Raw genomic sequence first — 21,507 nt, forward strand, 5'->3', positions numbered from 1 at the left:
ATTTCAACCAAATTATTCAATGATAATTCGCCAGCAACGGATGTTGCTGGCTTTTTTCAGATAAACGGCTCTGTTGCACTATTTAATGGAATGCTCCATTCATCACCATTAACCCGAACTTTCAAATAACGCCGGGTACGCCATTTGCCTGGCTCGTACTCTTCGGGCTTACCCAGAATAAGCGTCCCGTTCAACAGCAACTCTTTGTCGTTATTGTAGCCTATACCCACTTTTTCATTGCCAATCCAGTGCTGTTGGAAAGCCACAACAGGGGCTGCATCGAACTTTTGCGCATCGGCTTCAGAGCAGGCGGTATAGCTTTTGCGGAAGATAAAACATAATCCCGCCTTGTAGCGATCTTTACCATTGGTTTCCACCAGCGCGGTGGCAAATCCAGTGAATTGCGCCAATTTAACGTAGAGCTTCGTGCGGGTGGCACCGCCTTCAATATGCACTTTCGTCACCGGGCAGGAACCTTCGCCATACCAGCTGCCAATGGTATTGGCATTGTTGCGCGCCTGAAGGTAAATATTGGCCACCCCTTCTGGCGTTCGTCCAGAATACTGAGTTTGCGTGGCGCTTTGCGATAATATTTGCGATGTCCCCACCACACGCACGTGAATCTGCGTCCCTTCATCGGAGAAATTAAATTCGCCAATGTAGAACCATTTCTCTTTATCGCTACGGTTATCCATATGGTGTTGCGAGGTAATATAATCATAGTTTAGCGAGCCCTGAATGATGGCACCCCAATCCGATATTTCCATCAGCCCGCGATCACCTTCCGCCAGCAGTGACCAGGGTTCGATACCTTCGGTGCTGTAATCAAACCCGGCGCTTTGGTTATGAATACTCTTCTGAATGATCAACGCGCGGCAATAGCCCAATTTTAACGGATTAGTCGTTGATTCAATTGCGAGCCCCTCAATCACCCACTGGCCATTGGTTAAATCCCCGGCGAATTCTGAATGTTCAATCCAGCCATTACGAATAAAGGATTGGGTGCAGCGCGGTAAATCCAACACCGGCCTTAGGGTATTTTCTTGCAAATTGAAGTTGGATAATTCAATGGCCGTGCTGTGGTCCCAGGCACCTGCTGCACGATCGGACCAGCGCGCATACACAATGCTGTCCTGACAGCCTCTTGAATAAAACTGATCAATCTTACAATCCAGCGTATCGATCAGATCCAGTGCTCGTCCGCCCAGATAGCGAAACTCCATACTGCTCACGCGCAGAAACTGCCCGCCAGTAATAATGTTGGCGTAAAAGCCGACTTTATTAAATGCGGTACCGCCGTCTCCGCCGTTATTTGAGCTCATGCCTTTCACCACAATGCCCGAAATCTCTGCATAGCGCGCATTCACTTTAAAAAAATGGAGCCCTCGTGGCTGGGTCTCCCAATTGAAAACCAACGTGGTTGTCGGAAAGTAGCCAAAATTGACATTGGCACCCGAGACTTTAAAACGGTTGATCTCTTTATCTGAGATGTCGAAAGTTGACATGCTAAACACCCCGGCCGTAAAGCGGATGCCGGCTGCGGGCAGCACGCGCTGCGACCAGGTAAACATGCGTCTTACGGCCGTAATACAATCGGTCTTGCCATCGGCAATCGCACCAAAATCAAGCACCGTGACAGTGCTGTAGTCCTGTATGACACGCTTCCAGCGCTTTTTGCCGGCAGTGATAAAAACAATCCCACCATCGTCTTCACTGGTGGTGTCGGTGGAGTCATAAACAAACACCCCTCCGCCCATTTTGCTGCCTTTGGTGTACTCCAGCACCGAAGCGATTTCCCCGGCGGATGTCGGTTCAGTAGCACGTAATTCAACAATGGTTTTTAACTGCACAACGGTACCCGTTGCGGCGTTGACGGCATTTTGCGGCGAGGTGTTATTGGACGTACTTACCATGGTGGACCCCTTAAATATTAAGAGAAAATAACTGCACCCATGGAGTATAAGTAGCTGATAGTTAATGTGTTGATGTGTGCCAGTGAAATTAGAGACGTTAAACATCCAACAGATAAATGGAATTAACCAAGATAATGATTGCAGAAAGAAAGCGCAGCGGTAAGGGCGAGATTTTACAGAATAATCGCAGGAACATTAGTGCTTATCGCGGCCGCAAAAATGAGCAATCTACGCATGATTCCGATCGAATACCTTAAGCCGGTAACTGATTTATTCACTTATTTATGAAATTTAAGTGAAGCTAAAACGGTGCCAGCAAGCCACGACTTGCTGGCACATCATCCTAGAATGTGGCATTCACCCCGACGTTCCAGGTCACCTGATGGTCATCGCTGTTACTGGCGACGGTGGACACGCCAGCAAAGGCATTGACCGTATCGCCCAACGGCACATTGGCACCGACCGCCACATCCAGCCAGTTTTTATCACCCGCTTCAACCGTGCGTTCAAACGAGGTTTGGGTGGATTTCAAACCCGCGCGTACGGTGGCATCCGTGTCACCAAATTGATGGTTATAACTCACCTGCGCCCAGGGATTGATCACCCACTCCCGGCTATCAATACGCCAGCCGACTGAACCTATCTGCGAATGAAGTGTTTGGTCCGAATAACGCATTGAAGTACTGGTGTTGCCATTTTCCTGATAGCCACCCACGCGACCATAATCCAACGCATAGCTGACTACCGGGCCGGTCGTGATATGGTTCCCCAAGGGTAAATCCCAGCCGGTTTGTACCCGCATGCCCAGTAATTTACCGCTGCTGTTGCCTTGTTCAGTCCGGGTGGCAGGGCCGATGTTGATGTTACGCTCGATACTGTCGAAATCGAGATCGGCATAATGGAGATCGGCGTTGATCCAGCCTTGATCGAACAAGGTGAGCTGACTGTAGAGCGCCACCAGATTACCGCGCAGCTTGTAGTCATAGTTTGATGAAGGATCCATGCGCTGATTGCTGTTTGAGAACAACAAACCCGTTTGCCAGTTATCGGTTAGCTGATAGCCGATCCCCAACGTCAGATTGGTGGTGTTTGCATCACCGTTGCTCCAGGCATCACCTTGATAATCAACGTGCTGCCCGGCGTAGCCACCAAACACCGTGAACTGGCCTGCGCTGGCCGGTTGTTGACGCTGCTGTTGCAAATGACCATCCAGCGTATTGTGCATGTCGCGCGCCATTAGCAGCGTGGATTGCGACAGTGCCGCGACCTGCGCAGGGGCATCAAGAATCGATTGAATATAATCTGCCAGCATAGCGTGCACTGCCGGGCTGGGATGCAGGCGATCGGCAAACAGATAATCTTGTGCGCTGCTAAAACCGGCATCAGAGGAGCGGCATTCATCTGCAGAGGTGCCCACCGGACAGGCAATGCCGATGGTGTTAGTCAAACCATAACGTACGGGGTTCGCCACCACCTCACTAAACAGTCCTGCAATATCTACCCGAACGATATTGCCCTTCAGCGCTGCTAGCTGGGCTTCTTCCTGCTGGTTGTAGCCATCAGAAAGTGCGGTGACCTGCGTGCTAAGTGTTTGCCATGCATCGTACAGTTGTTGTGCCAACACATCCCGTACCGCAGGGATACCCGAAATTTGCCCGGCGGCGGCTGTAAAGGCCTCTTTCACCGCCTGTTGACGGGCGGCATCATCCGGTGTTTCAGCGTTATCGAGCGACTGAAAAGCCGCGACCATGGCTGATGTTCCTAACGTGCTCAAGACGATCTGCACCATGTAGGGCGTTAGACCCAATTGTGGAACATTGGGCACGATGACCGCTCCCGCGCCCGCATCCAGTAGCGTTTTGACCTGGGAAGCCGTAGAAATTGCGCTGTTGCTGATGGTTTCACGTGCGGTGAGCGGATTGGTGACGGCGGCGGCAATATCGTTTGCACCGACCCAATGAATGTACAAGCCGTTGCTATCAGCGCGTCCACCTGTGGATTGCAGATAGGCCGCCAGCTGATCCTGGGTGTTCAAATCAGGATCCAGTTTAGGTACTGCCACAGCACCACCTTGCGCATAGTTGCTGCCACCCAAATCTGAAGGCTGTAAATTTTCACCCAGATGCGCAGCCAGGATTTCATCGTATAGCGGATGCTGCGCGCCATCGGCCGTAAAACGACCAATGTTGCCGCTGTCGCTTAGGCTATCGCCAAACACCGTCAGACTATCCCATGCACGTGCAGGAGAGGCAGCCAAAAGCGCCCCAAGAGTGGCTACGGCGACAGCGGAAAGTGCAGATTTGCGCTTTATCATCATCAACTCCGTGATGGCCCAGACGGATCGCGTCTGGTCGCTTTAAAGGTAGGCCGTGCGCATCATGCAGCAGCAACGCAGGCCAGCAAGGTCGCATCAAGAATGCGAAAAGTAGCAAAGAGAAATAACAAGGACGTTTAAGGTGTAGCCAGTCATGGAAGGTAATACCAGTTTGCGCACAGAAGATTACGGCAGGCATTTTTAGGAATTTAACCTCGCTCACAGTAATGCTCTGATAAAGCATATCTTTTTTGATAGAGCTGCCAGGCGAGGTATCGGCATATAAGTATTAGGATTTGAAGCTTTTGAACGCGACTGAAGAGCCAGAGATCCGTCGCTGGGTTTAGCTTAACCTCACCCCATCTGCAACCAAAGCTGTTGCAGCCTGCCAGATAGATGATGGATCAATGGATGCTTTCTTCCACCAGGCGCCCACAACGCCACAAGCGTAATATTCAGTCCTTGATGCCCTACCTCAGTAGGCAGCACCTCGACCTGATGCCATTTCTGCGGCTGAAAGTGCGTAGGTAAAAATCCCCAGCCTTGTCCCTGCTCCATCAGACTTTTCAGCATGGCCCGTTCGTTGATAAATAGCGATTGCCCCGAAAGCTGCAGGCGCTGCGTGATTTGCTCATCAGCTTGCGCATGCATCACTAATTGCGGCTCGAGTGCGAGGTTAAGTAATGTCAGCGGCGTTTCCTGTCCGGCAAATAAAGCTTTTGCTGCGTAAAAATTCAGTTCAATTGCGCCTAACGCGCTCCACTCCATCTCATTACCCAGCGTGCGGTTCACAGCCTGACAAATTGCCATGTCGGCTTTGCCCGATTTCAGTGCTTCTTCAGCCTCTAAACGCGAAGCGCACCACAGACTTAAACGCACCTGCGCCCTGCTGCACTCACTGATGAATGCCTGCAAAAATAACTGCGGGACAAAAGGGTCATACACCAGCGTGATTTGCTGCATGCGCGACTCCGGCAAGGTCTGCGCGAAAGCTTCAAATGCATGAGCCTGACGCACCAGCAAATGCGCCTGACGATGTAACTGCTCCCCCCTGGATGTCAGCACCAATTTGCGCCCTTCACGCTCAAACAACGAGTAGCCAAGGGCATCCTCCAGGTAATCGATGAGATCGCGCACGGTGGTGCGATCTTTCCTCAGTTTCTCTGCTGCACGGGAAACCGTGCCGAACTCTGCAATCGCCGCAAAGGCTTCAATTTGTGAAAAGGAATAGCGCAGCGCATTCATCTGAAATCCTATGTCTAACATTTGGGGGGAATTTCCCCCATGGGGTGATTTTAACCTCGCCCTATAGATTTCTATACTCGCCGCACTCTTAACTGCACTACAAAGGCACTTTTCATGCAACGTCACACCGTGATTAAACCCCTGCTGTTTTCTCTCTCACTAGCTGTGAGTAGCTATGCAACTGCTGCGACAGAGTGCGATGGCGTGGCGCTCACGCCCTGTCCTGCACCCTTTGATCATCAGTTACCTGACCCTCACCAGATGCTGAGCTGGAGTCAAAAAGATCGAGTAGTCGGTTTCCGTAATGATTACCGAAATTATGCGGGAGATGTGTTTCATCATGGGCAAGCGAAGCCACTGGCGCGTGCCAATAACCTGTTAGTCGATGCGCAGTATCAGGTTAATGGCCACACCTATCACCTCGCTGATTACTTAAAACGTGAAAATGTCGCGGGCATGCTGGTGCTGAAAAACGGCAAAGTCGCCTACAAATATTTTGCCGAGGATAATACCGACAGCACACTGTGGACCTCGCGTTCGGTGGGGAAATCGGTGGTATCTACACTGGTGGGCATCGCCATCAAGCAAGGAAAAATTCATTCACTGGATGACAACATCACTGTATATGAACCCGAACTGAAGGGAACCGCGTGGGATGGCGTGACGCTTAAACAGCTCATTCAGCATACCTCCGGCGTGGCGTGGAATGAGGATTACACCAACCCGAAATCTGACTTTGCGCAGTTGACTCAGTGCGAGGCGCAAGCTGGTACCTATGCCTGTGTGCGTCATATCGTCACTTACCTGAAACGCGCGCATCCTGCGGGTGAACAGTGGTCTTACTCTTCCGGCGGCGCATGGTTGTTGGGGGATGTGCTGGAACGGGCAACAGGCATGTCATTGGCTGCTTACCTGCAGCAAACCGTATGGCAACCCAATGGCATGGCCAGTGATGGCGTCTGGCACGCTTACCAGGCTGGAAAGCATGACGTGGGTGCTCATGGTGTCAACGCCACGCTGGAAGATTGGGGTCGCTTTGGTGAATTTATTCTCAACGAGGGTCGCCTGCCCGATGGTAAGCAAATCTTGCCTGACAATTGGGTGAATGACGCTGCAATCTGGACACAGGCAAAAGACTCTGTCAGTGCGGCCCATCCGGAGGGTATTTATGGTTATCAATGGTGGAATAATGCTATCCCTACCAATGCACAACATGTCGTGCCCACTGCAGCAGAGGGGCTGAAGCACTCACTCTGGGCTCTGGGCATTTATGGGCAAATCATTATGGTTAACCGTGCAGAAAACCTGGTCATCGTACAATGGTCAATCTGGCCTCAGGCTGAACCCTCCTTCAGCGCGCAGCCACTCGAAGCGGCTCTGATGTACAGCGCGATTGCGCAACAGTTGCATTAAGCCGCATTTATTCGCGCCATATATGTGATGTGGCGCGGTAAATTGCTTGTTGGTATTAGTTTACTTTTCCTCTCATTTTGTGATCTATATTGTAGTACAATCCAGATTCATAGTACTACAATACTCCTCGTGTTGTTATTTGTTCCTACGCCAGTTTTTCGTCCTGATAATAATAAAAACAACAACTCCATCTTATTTACCTGCATGCCTGGCGGGCGGTATGACTGCTGCCTGAAGAAGGCCAAACCGATTACGAGGTCGTTATCATGAGCAACGATTTATATGCCTCTACCCTTAAACAATTGAATAGCAAAATCATCCCTTTCATCGTCATCTGCTATTTTGTTGCTAATCTCGATAAGACCAATATATCCATTGCCGCACTCCAGATGAATGCAGATCTCGGCCTCACCACCAGCATGTATGGTCTGGGCGTGGGGATGTTTTATATCTCTTATATTCTGTTCGAAATTCCCAGCAATGTGATCATGACCAAGGTTGGCGCCCGACGCTGGATAGCGCGCATTATGATTACCTGGGGCATCGTCAGCACTGGCATGGCGTTTGTTCACACCGCCAATCAACTCTATGTGATGCGTTTTTTGCTAGGGATGGCTGAGGCAGGTTTTGCGCCAGGCATTATTTACTACATTTCATGCTGGTTTCCCAAAAGCAATCGAGCACGGGCCATGTCGTTTTTCTACATGGGCTCAGTCAGCGCATCCATCATTGGTTTACCGGTCTCTGGTGCGATATTGAATATGCATGGCATCGCCGATATTGCTGGGTGGCGTTGGTTGTTTGCTCTTGAAGGTATTCCCGCGCTGATTCTTGGCTGTCTGGTGTTATGGCGCCTGCCCGATTCGCCGGAGCAAGCCCCGTGGTTGAACCCAAAACAAAAATCCTGGCTGCGTGAACGTCTGCAGCAAGACAATGCTGGGGTAGAAATCGGAAAAAACCATTCCTGGTGGAGTGCCCTAAAAGATAAAACAGTGCTGCTGTTGAGTCTGGTGTGGTTTCTGCAGGCGTTTGGCTCCATCGGCATTACGCTGTTTATGCCGCTGATCATTAAAAGCATGGCGGCGGATCAGAGCAATTTCGTCATCAGCCTTTTGTCGGCGGTGCCCTTCATTATGGCGTGCCTCTTCATGTATCTGAATGGCCGTCACTCTGACAGAACACGTGAGCGCAGCTGGCATTTAGGGTTGCCGTTAATCCTCTCCGGACTGGCATTGGCGACGGCAATATTCACCACTAATCTCTGGATTGCTTATCTGCTCCTGGTTCTGACCGTGGGTTTCAACTTTGCGCTGACGCCGATATTCTGGGCGGTAACCACGGAGAAACTGGCAGGCGTGGCCGCAGCGGCCTCCATCGCTTTTATCAATACGGTCGCCAACTTTGTCGGATTAGGATTGCCGCCCGTACTGGGAAAACTCAAGGATATGACCCACAGTTATCATTCAGGTTTACTGGTGGTGGCGGTGGCACTGATCGCGGGTGGCGTAATTGGCATTATCGTCTCGCGACCACCAAATGATCGGTTGAAAACCCTTGCTTATCCGCAGTCTGGCAAGTGAAACGCTTTTTCATGCATTTTAGTTAAATGTTCTGGAAACCGCGCCGATAATTAAGCTACCTTTATCAAAGCGGACCGTAACCGGTCCGTTTACCACAACATCAGGCAATCAAAACTCAATACACCCAGCCTGCGTACGCGCAGAGAAGCACATCGCAAGAAAAGTGTTCAGCTGAGGAAATTCAGCGGAGCGGCAAAAGCTGCACGCATTATGTTCAATGACATAATATCGCCTGAGGTCACACATGTTTGGGGTGAAGAAATCCAGCCTTTCTCTGCCATTTTATAAAAGTGGCGATGTACTCAAAGATATCAATGCAATCAAACAACATGTGGCATGGATTGAGTTTTCGCCCAGCGGTGAAATCCTCAGCGCCAATCCGCAATTCCTTGAGGTGACCGGCTACAGCCTGCATGAGATTCAGGGACAGCATCATCGCATTTTCTGCAGCCCGGCCTACAGCCAGTCATCGGAGTACTTTGCTTTCTGGCAGACGCTGGCCTCAGGTGAATCCGTCACAGGAATCTTTGAGCGCTTTAATAAACAACGCCAACGTTTCTACCTGAGCGCAACGTATTTCCCGGTGAGCGATGATAAGGGCAAAGTCTATAAGGTGATTAAAGTCGCCAGTGATATCACTGCCCGACATGAAGAACTCGAGCATAAAGAGGCAGTGATCACCGCCCTCGACCGCTCTATGGCCGTCATTGAATTCACGCCCGATGGTCATATTTTGACAGCCAACGCGAATTTCCTGACACACATGGGTTACGAGCTTAAAACGATTGTCGGTCAGCATCATCGCTTGTTCTGTTTCGATAACTTTTATCGGGAAAATCCCGAGTTCTGGCGCAAAATCGCTAAGGGACAACACTTTGTCGGGCGCTTTGAGCGGAAGACCGCCGCAGGCGAACGTATCTGGCTGGAGGCGAGCTACAATCCGGTGTTTGATGCCGACGGCAAAGTGTACAAGGTGATCAAAATTGCTTCCGATATCACCCCGCGGGTTGAAGCGGCAAAACGGGTCGCTGATATTGCCCTCACCACCTCAGAACAAACTTCGCAAATAACGGATAACGCCAACGAAGTGCTGGATGAAACCATCCGCAACTCCGGTCTGGTGGCAGTGCAGGTCAATGCCGCCACCGATATTGGCACCCAGTTAAATGCCTCGGCGAAAAGCATCAACGAAGTGGTGGAAACCATCAATCTGATTGCTTCACAAACCAATATCCTGGCGTTAAATGCCGCGATTGAAGCCGCGCGCGCGGGTGAAGCGGGGCGTGGATTTAGTGTGGTAGCGGATGAAGTGCGGCGTCTGGCGGCTTCCACCTCCAGCGCAACCAAAAAGATCACTCAAGTCGTGGAGCACAACGCCATGCTGATTCATCAGATGGAGCAGCAGTTAGGTGAAGTGAAACAGTTCGTGGTGACCGAGCAGGATAAAATCAGCGTGCTGTCACGCAGCCTGCGAGAAATAAACAGTGGCGTACATGAGTTTGTGAATGTGATTCATCGACTGGATGTTTAAGTGATCCCCCATCAGCGATGCTCAGGCGGCCTGAAGGCCGCCTTTCACTTTTAACGATGCCACGATCGGTCAGTACCCGGCAGGCTTTTACATCATCTGCGGTTCGCGAATCGCATTACCTTTAGCAAAACGCGCCAGACTGTAAGGTTCAGCATCCGTAAACAGCGGTTGGTTATTCACCATCTGCGCACACAATAAGCCCGCTCCAGGACCGATGCCGAAACCATGGCCGCTGAAGCCTGAGGCGATAAACAGGCCCGGCACCGTATCCATCTCATCAATCACTGGCACCAGGTCCGGCGTGGTGTCGATCCAGCCCCCCCAGGCATGATCCACTTTGATCCCGGCAAGTTCCGGGTAAAACTGAACCAGCAGTTGCATCGCTTCCTGTACAATCGACGGATCGCCGGCTGGATCGAGCACACGGATCTTTTCAAATGGCGATAAGCTCTGATTCGACCAGGAACCCGCGGCTTCCGGACCATTAAAGAAAGAGCCGTTGATGCGCACTTTGAGTTTTTTGGCAATTTTGCTGCGATACATCGGATAAAATTTGGTGGCATAGCGGATATTTTGCGGAGCCAGGTCGATCTGCCCACGACCGGAGAGTGCCACGGTGTAACTGCCATCCTGACGACGGCGAATGCACAATCCGCCGATGCTCAGACACCCTTTAATCACTTCCGGCGCCACCGTGGTTTTAAACGCTGTACCCAAAATATTGGCGCTCGGCAGTTCAACACCATACTGTTTGCAGAAACGTGAACTCCAGGCACCACCACAGCAGATCACCCGGTTCGCTTTCACTAAGCCGCGCTCGGTCCACACACCGGCGACGCGCCCGCCACTGATATCCAATCCACGCACCGCGCAGTTTTGATGGACTGAAGCACCCAGATTTTTCGCGCCCGTGGCGATGGCCGGTGCGGCCATGGAGGGTTCGGCACGCGCATCGCTCGGTGACCACACGCCGCCCACCCATTGGGCCTGTTCACCAATGCGCTCGCGCGTCTCTTTGCCCGTCAATAAGTGGCTAACAAAGCCGATTTGTTTCGCCTGCTTGCCCCAGGCTTCCCAGCGCGCCACATCCGCTTCACTCAGCGTGCCGTAGGTGATTCCCTGGCGGCTAAAGCCAAGATCGAGTCCGATTTCCCCGCTCAACGCTTCCCAACGCTGCAAACTGCGTATCGCCATCGGCAGCTCATACAGATCGCGATTCTGCTGGCGGACCCAGCCCCAGTTGCGTCCCGACTGCTCACCGCCAATCACGCCTTTTTCAAACAGCGCCACGGAAACGCCCTGCTTTGCCAGTTCATAACTGACGGAAGTACCAATAATCCCGCCGCCAATGACGATGACATCCACCGCGCTGGGGAAAGTTTCACTGTCTGCTACGGTATTCACGTTGATGCGCATGATGTTCAATCCTGATCTTTATAAATGTTGCTCAGAGGAAATATGCATGATCCACAACACAGTGGCGTCACTGGACGTCGGATTAAAAATGTTGTGCGGTAGATGGCTCTGAAATTGAAAACTGTCACCGGGTGTCAAAAGCACGGTATCGCCGTCAATCTCCAGCATCAGTTCACCCGCCATCACTAAGCCTGCTTTTTCCCCCTTCCCCATTAACATCTCAGCGGACTGCACGCCTGCCGGGATATTGATGAACATGAACTGCAAACCATGGTCGCCCGAGGGGGAAAGCATCTGTTTAGAAATGCCCTGTTTACCCACGTTAAAGTGCGGGCGTTCCGCTGCGCGCCGGACATAATGCTCAGCACCACGAGTGTGAGCTTCGGCCTCTTCCAGAAAGGCCGAAAGGGGGACTTTTAAGACCAGACGCAGTTGTTCCAGCATACGCACTGTCGGATTCGTCAGATTGCGTTCGATCTGACTGATCGCGCCAGCGGAGACATTCGCCAGCAGCGCCAGTTCAGTAATGGTCATATTCCGCGCCTTGCGCACACGTTTTACGCGGGAGCCGATATCCGCTTCCTGCGCGCCTGACTCCCCTTTGATGATCGGTTCTTTATTCATCGGCTGAATTCCATTCGCATCCCTGTCAGCTGAGCTTAAGGGTGTCATCAATCAGGGCATGCCCCATTTGGTTTTAATCGTCTGCAACGTGCCATCCTCTTTCATGCTGGTTAACGCGCTATTAATCTGCGCCATTAACGCATCGTTGCCTTTCTTCACGCCGAATGCCATTGGGGAAACATGCTCCGGTTTATAACCATCCACCACGTGCATGCCTTTTAGTCCACCGGCTTTTTCCTGCGCTTTTAATATCGGATAGTCATTTAATCCGGCCGCCACGCGACCCAGTGACAAATCTCGCGTCAGATCCGCAGGGCTGTCGTAGACCTTCACTTCTTTCGCAATACCGCTGGCCATCAGGCTTTGGGTATAATCAGTACCGGCCATGGTGCCTACCACTTCACCCTTAAGATCCTGCCAGGAGTTATACGCTTTTTTATTGTCATCCCGCACGATCAATCCCGCGCCAAAAGCCGTCACCGGTTGAGAGAACGTAATACGTTTCGCGCGCTCTTCAGTCGGTGTCATTCCCGCCACTATCATGTCAATCTTTCCGGCAATAACAGATTGTATCAGCGTGGAAAAAGGGATTGCGCTGTATTGGATGTCCAAATGCTCACGTTTAGCCACTTCTGCGGCCACATCCGGCATAAAACCCTCAATCTTGCCCGTTTGGGTATTGAGAAAGGTAGTGGGTGCACTCGATGGCGGAGAACCCGCGGTTAACACCGCTGCACTGGCATTGAAACTCAACGCAGCCGTAAGGCCGAGGATCATCAACGGGGAACGAATGGCAGACATGGCTCACTCCTGGGTGCAATGAAAGGGATAATGCTCTTTTTCACTATAATGAAAATTGCACACCTGCTGTCAACGATTTATTTAATGAAAATGCGCCAACTCACAAATTAGCAATAAAGCCTTTGATTTCACTAAATATCACACCTATAGCTTGTTCGTATGAGCGTAATAAGTAAATGCTATCTCTGTCATGAGAGTAAAGATTGACAGCGATTTGCTATCAACGATATTCATTATAATGAATTTATCGCCTGATTTTAGGGTGACACTACAAGCCAGGAGAACAAAATGGACTGGAGCAGCATCCACCAGTATCTGCCCTTTTTATTGAAAGGGGCTGAAATGACGATCTATATCACCCTTTTGTCTCTGATAATCAGTACGCCATTGGGGTTGATTTTTGCCGCAGCCAAAATGTGTCCGTGGAAAATCATTTCATGGCCGATCGCCAGCATCATTAATATCACGCGCGGTCTGCCGATGATTGTGGTGCTGTTTTATATCTACTTTGTCTTCCCGGATATCGGCATCACCCTCACCTCGTTTCAGGCCAGTGTTATTGGTATCGCCTTTTGCTTTTCCACTTACATCGCAGAAATATTTCGTTCCGGCATTGAATCGGTTGATCGCGGGCAGCTTGAAGCCGCGCGATCAATGGGCATGAGTTATGGCAAAGCCATGCGCCGCGTGGTGCTGCCTCAGGCTTTCCATGTTGCCTTACCCCCGTTCAGCAATACGCTCGTGATGATGCTCAAGGACTCTGCGCTTGCCTCGACCATTGCGGTGACGGAAATGACACGTCAGGGCCAGCTGATTGCTGCCTCAACCTTCGATAACACCACGGTGTACACGCTGGTGGCACTGCTGTATCTGGTGCTTTGCCTGCCGCTGCTGGCACTCACTAAGAAGCTGGAAAAACGTCAGATGAAAGGGGCTTGAGATGATTGAAATTCATGAGGTACACAAAAAATTCGGCCCCATTGAGGTGCTGAAAGGCGTGAGTTTCAAGGTCAGCGAAGGCGAAGTGGTTTGCCTGATTGGCCCTTCGGGTTCAGGTAAATCAACCATACTGCGCTGCATCAACGGCCTTGAAACCTATGAAGGCGGCGATATCACCGTACTGGGCCAGCGCGTCAACAACAAGCACAAGAGCATTAACGACCTGCGGCGTCAGATTGGCATGGTGTTTCAGCGTTTCAACCTTTTCCCGCATCGCAGCGTGCTGGAAAACGTGATGGAGGGTCCGATTCACGTCAATGGTGAATCTCGCAACGTGGCGGAAAAGCGCGCCAAAGACTTACTGGCAATGGTGGGTCTGGCTGAGAAAATCAACGCATGGCCAACCCAGTTATCTGGCGGACAGCAACAGCGCGTGGCGATTGCCCGCACGCTGGCCCTTCAGCCCAAAGCAATTCTGTTTGATGAGCCCACCTCTGCGCTTGATCCCGAATTAGTGGGTGAAGTGCTGCAGGTCATGCGCAATCTCGCCCGTGAAGGGATGACCATGATCGTGGTCACCCATGAGATGCAGTTCGCGCGTGAAGTGGCCGATCGCGTCTGCTTCCTGCACAGCGGACAGATTGTAGAACAAGGTCCCGCTGACAACCTGTTACTGCGGCCACAAGAAGCGCGCACGCAAGATTTCCTGCGCCGTGTTCTGGGTAACACCGTTGCGCAGCCCTGCCCATGCTGCCAAACGCTGAGTTAGGCGGCGCTCTCACTCCCTTTCAAAGTGCAGGCAGGCGTCGCCTGGAACCGACTCAGATGACTGATCGGGGGTGAATGGACGCCGCCCCCCACTTGCAGCGTGAAGCATGGTGAGGAAACAAAAGTTTCTGCCAAAGCCGTGCGAATAATCATTCAAATATGTTATTCGCACGGCAATAAGTCCCCTCAGGTTTTACTGCAATCGCTTAATCTGTTTGAGTTTTTCCCCAATGCACTTTGCCATTGTGGTGAGTGCTATTTGTCACTGCTTACAGGAAAAAGAACTGATGAAAGTGCAAAAAATTGAACAGCCGGCGTTAATTGAAACAATGGAACCCTGGGGCAGCGTGGAAGGCTTACCGGGCAGCGGCACTATTGCCCTTTCCGGTATCCAGAAAGTGATTCCCGGCAAAGAAGATATCGATACGGGCATATTTGAATGCGCAGCAGGTTCCTATCGTCGCTCAGTGAAACAGGCTGAAATTATGCATTTTCTTAACGGCACAGGTTCATTTACTCCTGATGGCGAAGCAACCCTAAATTTTAAACCGGGTGATTCCTTTTTCTTCGAAGCCAATACTGAAGGGACCTGGGTAATTGAAAACACGATGCGTAAACTGTATGTGATTTTTGACGCCAGCTAATTTATTTACGCATATATAAATGGCGCGTTAATTCGCGCCTTTTTTATATCCTCGCTGTGACATCCCGGTGCATTTTTTTTCGCCTTGCACCAGTAAAACTCAGATCTCCTGCTTATTACTGCCCAGAAACGTCAATTAAATCAGGCATAAAAAAATGGCACGCGCCTTGCTATGAAATTGGTAGAGATGTTGGACCAATTAAGGCAGCGCTATGCAATCCCCTTTTGAGCTTCAACCGATAACCACACCGCGCAGTGACACGCTGATTCTTGATGCACTCACGCGTTTTATGGCGCAATCCGGTGCGCAACCGGGGAGTCGCTTACCGCCTGAACGCGAGCTGGCGGAAAAACTCGGGGTGAGCCGCAACACCGTGCGTGAGGCGTTAAAACGCTGGGAAGCACTGGGCATCATTCTGCGTAAGAAAGGCAGCGGCACGTTTTTGCAGGCAGATGTCGGCATCAACGACAGCTTTCTCTCGCTGCGATTCAAAAATGACTCCGCCAATATGCTGCACGCACTGGAGGTCCGTCGCATTATCGAATCGGAATCCTGTGTGCTCGCTGCACAGCGTGCAAGCACCGAAGACCTGCTGGAAATCGAACAGCGATTGATAGAAATGGAGCGCGTACATTTGGCGGTCGGCTCAGCCGGTGCCGAAGACTGGGCGTTTCACACCAGCATTTATCGCGCTTCCGGCAATCCTTTACTGCTGCAAATGCTCAACGGCATCTACGACAGCATGCACGCCTTTTTTGAATCGCCACCGGAGCAGGCACTGTTTGCCGACTCTTTCCCGTTACACCGCGATCTCTTCAATGCCATTTGCCAGCGGGATGGCGAAGCCGCGCGCGCCATTTGCCATCAAATTCTCGATATCACTGAACGCGACATGAAGGATGTCATCAATGCCAAACGATAAACCTGTCTCGCAACAAACGCTTTTGTCCCATGATTTACGCCATGAAAAAGGCGCGGTCACCCCGCCGATCTACCAATCGTCACTGTTCACCTTCAGCGATTACGACAGCATGATTGCCCGCTTCCGTGGCGAAAGCGATCAACCGCTCTATTCGCGCGTCGATAATCCCACGGTCCGAGCGCTGCAGGAGAAAGTTGCCGCATTGGAAGGGGGCGAGGCTTGCCTGGCGTTCGGCAGTGGCATGGCCGCCATCAGCAATGCCATTCTCAGCGTGCTACAACCCGGCGCAAAAGTGGTGTGTGTCAATCACGTCTATCCCGATACGTATCGCTTCCTGCGTGGCTTCTGCCAGCATTTTGGTATCACCACCGAGTTCGTCGATGGTGATGATGAAGAGGCAATTCGTGCCGCGCTGCCGGGTGCCAGCCTGCTCTACCTGGAAAGTCCGGTGAGTTGGGTGATGAGCGAGTTGGACCTGAATAAACTGGCCACGCTGGCGCGTGATGCTGGTGCGGTCACCATTATCGATAACAGCTGGGCGTCGCCGATTTTCCAGCAGCCGTTGCAGTGTGGGATCGACATCGTGGTGCACTCGGCATCGAAATACATCAGCGGGCACAGTGATGTGGTGGCCGGCCTGGTCATTGCCAGTCAACAGCACATCAGCAATATCGCACGCCACATCAGCCCCTTCCTCGGCGGCAAGCTATCGGCGCATGAAGCCTCATTGCTGATACGTGGTCTGCGCACGCTGCCCCTGCGCATGAAGCAGCACCACCAAAGCGGCATGGAACTGGCACAGAAGCTGAGTGCCCATCCACAGGTTACGGCAGTGTGCCATCCCGGTTTGGCCCCCAAATCCTGGTCATCGCTGCGCGGTTACAGTGGCCTGTTTGCATTTGAAGTAACCGAACAAATCGATATCCCCGCCTTCTGCAACGCCTTGCACTATTTCCATATGGGGGTGAGTTGGGGTGGATTCGAAAGTCTGGTGATGCCCGCCATCTCAGTCATCAATCAAGCCAGCGAATTTAACTCAGCCGTTGATTTCGGCGTCTCGCCACGTTTGATCCGCATCTCGATTGGTCTGGAAGAGACCGAAGACCTCTGGAACGACCTGCAACAGGCGCTGGCTACCGCAACCCGCGCATAATCACTCACTCCCAGGAGAAGCTGCAATGACGACTCGTTTTGCGATTAACGCACTGGTTTTAGCCATTGGATTGGGTTCAGCACTCAGCAGTATGGCGGCAAAATTAACCGTGGTGGAAGTGATTACCAGCCCGCCCCGCACTGAACTGCTGCAGAAGATGCTGACCGAATACAAAACCCAGCATCCCGGCACGGAAATTGAGCTGATCTCGCTGCCGTGGGGTCAGGCGTTTGAGAAGTTGGGTACCATGCTGCAAAGCGGGCAAGTACCCGATGTGGTGGAAATGCCCGACACCTGGCAAGGGCTGTATGCCAGCAACAATATGCTGGAAGATTTAGAACCGCGCCTGAAAAATTGGGATGGCACCGCCCAGTTAACCGATAAAACGCTGGCGATGGCGCGTGCCGCCAATGGCAAAGCCACCATGATCCCTTACGGCTTCTACCTGCGCGCCCTGTTCTGGAATAAGAAACTGTTCCAGCAGGCCGGATTGAGTGAGCCGCCAAAAACCATGGATGAGTTTGCCAGCGATGCTAAACGCATCAGCCAGTTGGGTAACGGCATCAGCGGCTACTGTATGCGCGGCGGCGTCGGCGGCACCAACGCCTGGATGATGTTTATGGCGGCAATGAAAGGCTCACCGGATTTCTTCGATAAATCCGGCAACAGTACTCTGACTCAGCCAGGAGCGATCAAAGGGGCGCAGTTGCTGGTCGACATGTACAAACAAGGCGGCGCGCCAAAAGACAGTGTGAACTGGGGCTTTAACGAAATCGTCTCCGGTTTCTATTCCGGCAAGTGCGCCATGCTCGATCAGGACCCCGATGCGCTGATTGCGATTAAAAACAGCATGGCCGCCGATGATTTTGCCGTTGCACCGATGCCTGTCGGGCCGTCGGGTAAAGCTTTCCCTACCATTGGTTATACCGGCTGGGCGATGTTTAAACAGGGCAAACAAAAAGATCTCGCCTGGCCACTCATCACCTTCCTGAGTAATAAGACCAACAACCTCGCATGGGCAAAATTTGTTGGCACCCTGCCGATTTATAAAGGTGCAGAGCAGGATCCTTTCTATCAAACACCGCAGTTTGCCGGCTGGTTTAAAGAGTTAAACGATCCGAACTATGTGCCCTTAACCATGCCGACACATCTGAAAGGCTGGGGTTACTTTAACTCGGTGATTGTGAAAGAGAGCAGCCAGGAAACCCTGCTGGGTGAAAACGACACTGAAGACATGGTGAAAGACTGGGCTAAATATTTGACCAAAGAGCAGAAAAGCTGGCTCGCCACGCAGTAATCACCGATCGCGCGGAGAACAATGATGATGTTAGAAACCTCACTTGATGCCCGCTCGCCGCGCCTGCGCTACACGCGCTGGCTGCGGCTGGCTGAGCCGTGGTTTTATCTTTCGCCGGGACTGTTGCTGATCGCCTTGTTTATTTTTGTGCCGATGGCGATCGGCATTTCCTACGCGTTTCAGAGCATGAATCTGCTCAATCCGATGGATAGCGGGTGGGTGGGCTGGGATAACTTTGCCGAAATGTTTGACGATCGGCGCTTTTTTAAAGCACTCGGTCACACGCTGAACTGGACGCTCAGCTCACTGCTGTTGCAGTTTTTCTTCGGTCTGGCGTTAGCGCTGCTGCTCAACCGCGAATTTCGTTTTCGTCGCTGGGTGCAGGCGCTGGTGTTTCTGCCCTGGGCGGTGCCCGCCTTTCTATCCGGCCTGACCTGGTCCTGGCTGCTTAACCCGGTGGTCGGCCCGTTACCACAGTGGCTGAGCGATCTCGGATTACTGAGCGAGCCATACAATATCTTGTCCGATCCTCAGTTGGCCATGTGGGGACCGATCATTGCTAACGTCTGGTTTGGTATTCCGTTTTTTGCCATTACCCTGCTGGCCGCTTTGCAATCCATCCCGAAAGATCTGTATGAAGCGGCTTCGATTGACGGTGCCAGCGGCTGGCAACAATTCTGTCGCGTCACGCTGCCCTTCCTGGCACCGATGATCGCCATCACCGTGATGCTACGTACCATCTGGATCGCCAACTTCGCCGATCTGATCGTGGTGATGACCGACGGTGGCCCCGCCGGATCCACCTCGATTCTGTCCAGCTACATCTTCACCACCGCCTATCGCAAACTCGATTTTGGCTATGCCTCGGCAATGGCGGTGTTTCTGTTACTGCTGATGACCTGCTACGCGCTGGTTCTGCTGCGCATTCGTCATCAACTGTTGAAATAAGGAGGCGAAATGAAACTGTTACCCATGATTGGCCATCGCCTGAGTATTGGCCTCTACCTGCTGTTTGCCCTGTTTCCGCTTTACTGGATCATTAAGATTTCAGTCACACCGGATCAGCTGCTGTTCAGCCAGGGCGTGACACTGTTGCCGGGCGGCTTCACTTTAGGCCACTTTCAAAAAGTGCTCACCGACAGTGATTTCCCCACCTTCTTCAGCAATAGTCTGATCGTCTCTTTCAGCACCGCATTCCTGACCACGCTGATTGCTGCTGGTGCCGGCTATGCATTTTCGCGTTTTCACTTTCGCGGCAAGATGGTGATGGCGGCGCTGCTGTTGTTCACGCAGATGTTCCCCTTGGTGATGATCATCGCCCCAATTTATCGCGTGATGGCCCCACTCGGCCTGACCAACAGTCTTCTGGGTCTGGTGCTGATTTACACCGCCTTTAACGTCCCGTTTGCCACCTTTTTGATGCAGTCATTCTTTGATGCCATCCCCAAAGATCTGGAAGAGTCTGCGATGCTCGAGGGCTGCACACGTTTTCAGGCGCTGTATCGGGTACTGGTTCCGCTGACGTTACCGGGAATGGCGGCAACGCTCGGTTTCGTGTTTACCGCCGCATGGAGCGAACTGCTGTTCTCGCTGATGCTGATCAACAAAAACGAAGTGATGACCTTCCCGGTGGGTTTACTCAGCTTCGTCTCCAAATTTGCCGTTTCATGGGGTGAAATGATGGCAGCCGCCGTAATGGCGCTGATTCCTGCCTGTCTGTTCTTCGCCTTTATTCAACGATATCTGGTTCAGGGTCTGACCGCTGGCGCGGTTAAGGGGTAAACATGGCAGAAATTACACTGGCGCAGATCGACAAACGCTACGGCAATGTTGAAGTCCTGCGCGATATCAACCTCACGATTAACGATGGTGAGTTCGTGGTGTTGGTCGGGCCGTCCGGCTGTGGCAAATCCACCTTACTGCGCACCATTGCGGGTCTGGAACTGGCGAGCAGCGGCGATCTCCGCATCGGAAAACGACTGATGAATGATGTCGCCCCGAAAGATCGTGATATCTCGATGGTGTTTCAGAGTTATGCTCTCTACCCTCACCTGACGGTGGCACGCAATATGGGCTTTAGCCTCGAAATCCAGAAACGTCCGCGTGCGGAGATTGAGGAGAAAGTGAAGCGAGCGGCGGATATCCTTAATCTTTCACATCTTCTGGATCGTCGTCCTAAAGAACTGTCCGGCGGCCAGCGCCAGCGTGTGGCGATGGGACGCGCGATCGTGCGCCAGCCGCAGGTCTTTCTGTTTGATGAACCGCTCTCCAATCTGGATGCACAACTACGCGGCAAGATGCGCGTCGAGATTAAACGCCTGCATCAGCAGATGAACAACACTATCGTGTATGTCACGCATGATCAGGTTGAGGCGATGACGCTGGCCGACCGGATTGTGGTGCTGAACCACGGAGTTATCCAACAAGTCGGCACACCACTGGAACTGTATGACACGCCAGCCAACAAGTTTGTCGCCAGCTTTATCGGTTCACCGTCCATGAACTTTATCAATGGCGTCGTCACAACAAACGGCGTGCGTATCGGCGACAGCGCGCTGTTGCCCGCTAACCCGGCATGGGCCAATCAGCCTGAAGGTCGTGAAGTCATTTATGGCATCAGACCTGAAAACATCGCACTGGCTTCAGCAGGTTCTCCACACGCGCTGCCACTGGAGGTTTCTCTCGTCGAACCCACCGGTTTATCCGAGCTCATCCACGGCAACTTATTCGGGCATGAGGTGATGCTGTTTACCACCCAACGTTCCGGTGCCGCAGCAGGCGATATGATTGCCGTTGAAGTGGATTATGCGCGTGCGATGCTGTTCGATGCCGCGTCACAAAAGCGTTTGTAACCGCCGCCGTGTTGCTTTAGCGGCAATGCGGCGTTGCCAGGATACCTTTACCCGGCAACGCGCACAGGTGATAGCCTTGAAGCGAGAACATTCGC

18 protein-coding genes are annotated in these 21,507 nt (G+C 52.1%); 12 read left to right on the forward strand and 6 right to left on the reverse strand.

Going from position 1 to position 21,507, the window contains the following annotated elements:
* Positions 1 to 56: 56 nt before the first annotated feature.
* The 3 genes from AC1MDE_RS01380 to AC1MDE_RS01390 form a co-directional block, all read right to left on the reverse strand.
* Positions 57 to 1,913 carry a hypothetical protein gene (locus tag AC1MDE_RS01380; RefSeq protein WP_480344143.1) on the reverse strand — a complete coding sequence of 619 codons (1,857 nt, stop codon included), beginning with the start codon at positions 1,911 to 1,913 and terminating at the stop codon, positions 57 to 59.
* A gap of 343 nt (positions 1,914 to 2,256) precedes the next feature.
* A complete protein-coding gene (locus AC1MDE_RS01385; protein WP_480344144.1) occupies positions 2,257 to 4,227 on the reverse strand; it encodes an autotransporter outer membrane beta-barrel domain-containing protein in 1,971 nt (656 codons plus the stop codon).
* Positions 4,228 to 4,581: 354 nt separating this feature from the next.
* Positions 4,582 to 5,472 carry a LysR family transcriptional regulator gene (locus AC1MDE_RS01390; protein ID WP_479400395.1) on the reverse strand — a complete coding sequence of 297 codons (891 nt, stop codon included), beginning with the start codon at positions 5,470 to 5,472 and terminating at the stop codon, positions 4,582 to 4,584.
* 114 nt (positions 5,473 to 5,586) lie between these two features.
* Between AC1MDE_RS01390 and AC1MDE_RS01395 the strand changes: the two genes are divergently transcribed.
* The 3 genes from AC1MDE_RS01395 to AC1MDE_RS01405 all read left to right on the forward strand — a co-directional run bounded on the left by AC1MDE_RS01395 (position 5,587) and on the right by AC1MDE_RS01405 (position 9,996).
* Positions 5,587 to 6,885: a serine hydrolase domain-containing protein gene (locus AC1MDE_RS01395; RefSeq protein WP_480344145.1), complete on the forward strand. Its 1,299-nt coding sequence runs from the start codon at positions 5,587 to 5,589 to the stop codon at positions 6,883 to 6,885.
* A 266-nt stretch (positions 6,886 to 7,151) separates the two neighbouring features.
* Positions 7,152 to 8,465, forward strand: a complete 1,314-nt coding sequence (locus AC1MDE_RS01400) for an MFS transporter (protein ID WP_058961051.1) — start codon at positions 7,152 to 7,154, stop codon at positions 8,463 to 8,465.
* A gap of 244 nt (positions 8,466 to 8,709) precedes the next feature.
* Entirely contained in the window at positions 8,710 to 9,996 is a 1,287-nt protein-coding gene (locus AC1MDE_RS01405) for a methyl-accepting chemotaxis protein (protein WP_480344146.1), read from the forward strand.
* 87 nt (positions 9,997 to 10,083) lie between these two features.
* Here the strand turns inward: AC1MDE_RS01405 and AC1MDE_RS01410 are convergent, their stop codons facing one another.
* From AC1MDE_RS01410 to AC1MDE_RS01420, 3 genes are read right to left on the reverse strand one after another with little or no spacing between them, the layout of a single operon-like run.
* Complete coding sequence (locus AC1MDE_RS01410) at positions 10,084 to 11,412, reverse strand: NAD(P)/FAD-dependent oxidoreductase (RefSeq protein WP_058961053.1); 1,329 nt, start codon at positions 11,410 to 11,412, stop codon at positions 10,084 to 10,086.
* A gap of 18 nt (positions 11,413 to 11,430) precedes the next feature.
* Entirely contained in the window at positions 11,431 to 12,036 is a 606-nt protein-coding gene (locus AC1MDE_RS01415; protein ID WP_479400082.1) for a cupin domain-containing protein, read from the reverse strand.
* A 51-nt stretch (positions 12,037 to 12,087) separates the two neighbouring features.
* Positions 12,088 to 12,837 (reverse strand): ABC transporter substrate-binding protein, encoded by a 750-nt coding sequence (locus AC1MDE_RS01420; RefSeq protein ID WP_058961055.1) that lies wholly within the window; start codon positions 12,835 to 12,837, stop codon positions 12,088 to 12,090.
* A 288-nt stretch (positions 12,838 to 13,125) separates the two neighbouring features.
* Between AC1MDE_RS01420 and AC1MDE_RS01425 the strand changes: the two genes are divergently transcribed.
* The 9 genes from AC1MDE_RS01425 to AC1MDE_RS01465 all read left to right on the forward strand — a co-directional run bounded on the left by AC1MDE_RS01425 (position 13,126) and on the right by AC1MDE_RS01465 (position 21,412).
* Positions 13,126 to 13,776, forward strand: a complete 651-nt coding sequence (locus AC1MDE_RS01425) for an amino acid ABC transporter permease (RefSeq protein ID WP_479400080.1) — start codon at positions 13,126 to 13,128, stop codon at positions 13,774 to 13,776.
* A gap of 1 nt (position 13,777) precedes the next feature.
* Entirely contained in the window at positions 13,778 to 14,545 is a 768-nt protein-coding gene (locus tag AC1MDE_RS01430) for an amino acid ABC transporter ATP-binding protein (RefSeq protein WP_479400078.1), read from the forward strand.
* Between the two features lie 286 nt (positions 14,546 to 14,831).
* Positions 14,832 to 15,188 carry a cupin domain-containing protein gene (locus tag AC1MDE_RS01435; RefSeq protein ID WP_045815471.1) on the forward strand — a complete coding sequence of 119 codons (357 nt, stop codon included), beginning with the start codon at positions 14,832 to 14,834 and terminating at the stop codon, positions 15,186 to 15,188.
* Between the two features lie 211 nt (positions 15,189 to 15,399).
* Complete coding sequence (locus tag AC1MDE_RS01440; protein ID WP_479400077.1) at positions 15,400 to 16,110, forward strand: FadR/GntR family transcriptional regulator; 711 nt, start codon at positions 15,400 to 15,402, stop codon at positions 16,108 to 16,110.
* The gene (locus AC1MDE_RS01445; protein WP_480344147.1) at positions 16,097 to 17,263 is read left to right on the forward strand and encodes a PLP-dependent transferase; all 1,167 of its coding nucleotides are present in this window, start codon (positions 16,097 to 16,099) and stop codon (positions 17,261 to 17,263) included. Before AC1MDE_RS01440 ends, AC1MDE_RS01445 begins: the two co-directional genes overlap by 14 nt.
* 25 nt (positions 17,264 to 17,288) lie before the next feature.
* Entirely contained in the window at positions 17,289 to 18,560 is a 1,272-nt protein-coding gene (locus AC1MDE_RS01450; RefSeq protein WP_058961060.1) for an ABC transporter substrate-binding protein, read from the forward strand.
* A gap of 21 nt (positions 18,561 to 18,581) precedes the next feature.
* A complete protein-coding gene (locus tag AC1MDE_RS01455; protein WP_479400074.1) occupies positions 18,582 to 19,508 on the forward strand; it encodes a carbohydrate ABC transporter permease in 927 nt (308 codons plus the stop codon).
* 9 nt (positions 19,509 to 19,517) lie between these two features.
* Entirely contained in the window at positions 19,518 to 20,342 is an 825-nt protein-coding gene (locus AC1MDE_RS01460; RefSeq protein WP_166934347.1) for a carbohydrate ABC transporter permease, read from the forward strand.
* Between the two features lie 2 nt (positions 20,343 to 20,344).
* Positions 20,345 to 21,412, forward strand: a complete 1,068-nt coding sequence (locus AC1MDE_RS01465) for an ABC transporter ATP-binding protein (protein ID WP_097117879.1) — start codon at positions 20,345 to 20,347, stop codon at positions 21,410 to 21,412.
* The last annotated feature ends 95 nt before the right edge of the window (positions 21,413 to 21,507 follow it).

The sequence above is a fragment of the Pantoea folii genome (assembly GCF_056678875.1).

Excerpts from the sequence above, each read along its gene's own strand:
- AC1MDE_RS01410 (WP_058961053.1), bottom strand. The coding sequence starts at position 11,412 with ATGCGCATCAACGTGAATACCGTAGCAGACAGTGAAACTTTCCCCAGC.
- AC1MDE_RS01380 (WP_480344143.1), bottom strand. The coding sequence starts at position 1,913 with ATGGTAAGTACGTCCAATAACACCTCGCCGCAAAATGCCGTCAACGCC.
- AC1MDE_RS01440 (WP_479400077.1), top strand. The coding sequence starts at position 15,400 with ATGCAATCCCCTTTTGAGCTTCAACCGATAACCACACCGCGCAGTGAC.
- AC1MDE_RS01460 (WP_166934347.1), top strand. The coding sequence starts at position 19,518 with ATGAAACTGTTACCCATGATTGGCCATCGCCTGAGTATTGGCCTCTAC.
- AC1MDE_RS01415 (WP_479400082.1), bottom strand. The coding sequence starts at position 12,036 with ATGAATAAAGAACCGATCATCAAAGGGGAGTCAGGCGCGCAGGAAGCG.
- AC1MDE_RS01450 (WP_058961060.1), top strand. The coding sequence starts at position 17,289 with ATGACGACTCGTTTTGCGATTAACGCACTGGTTTTAGCCATTGGATTG.
- AC1MDE_RS01400 (WP_058961051.1), top strand. The coding sequence starts at position 7,152 with ATGAGCAACGATTTATATGCCTCTACCCTTAAACAATTGAATAGCAAA.
- AC1MDE_RS01420 (WP_058961055.1), bottom strand. The coding sequence starts at position 12,837 with ATGTCTGCCATTCGTTCCCCGTTGATGATCCTCGGCCTTACGGCTGCG.
- AC1MDE_RS01395 (WP_480344145.1), top strand. The coding sequence starts at position 5,587 with ATGCAACGTCACACCGTGATTAAACCCCTGCTGTTTTCTCTCTCACTA.
- AC1MDE_RS01385 (WP_480344144.1), bottom strand. The coding sequence starts at position 4,227 with ATGATAAAGCGCAAATCTGCACTTTCCGCTGTCGCCGTAGCCACTCTT.
- AC1MDE_RS01435 (WP_045815471.1), top strand. The coding sequence starts at position 14,832 with ATGAAAGTGCAAAAAATTGAACAGCCGGCGTTAATTGAAACAATGGAA.
- AC1MDE_RS01455 (WP_479400074.1), top strand. The coding sequence starts at position 18,582 with ATGATGATGTTAGAAACCTCACTTGATGCCCGCTCGCCGCGCCTGCGC.
- AC1MDE_RS01445 (WP_480344147.1), top strand. The coding sequence starts at position 16,097 with ATGCCAAACGATAAACCTGTCTCGCAACAAACGCTTTTGTCCCATGAT.
- AC1MDE_RS01465 (WP_097117879.1), top strand. The coding sequence starts at position 20,345 with ATGGCAGAAATTACACTGGCGCAGATCGACAAACGCTACGGCAATGTT.
- AC1MDE_RS01405 (WP_480344146.1), top strand. The coding sequence starts at position 8,710 with ATGTTTGGGGTGAAGAAATCCAGCCTTTCTCTGCCATTTTATAAAAGT.
- AC1MDE_RS01390 (WP_479400395.1), bottom strand. The coding sequence starts at position 5,472 with ATGAATGCGCTGCGCTATTCCTTTTCACAAATTGAAGCCTTTGCGGCG.
- AC1MDE_RS01425 (WP_479400080.1), top strand. The coding sequence starts at position 13,126 with ATGGACTGGAGCAGCATCCACCAGTATCTGCCCTTTTTATTGAAAGGG.
- AC1MDE_RS01430 (WP_479400078.1), top strand. The coding sequence starts at position 13,778 with ATGATTGAAATTCATGAGGTACACAAAAAATTCGGCCCCATTGAGGTG.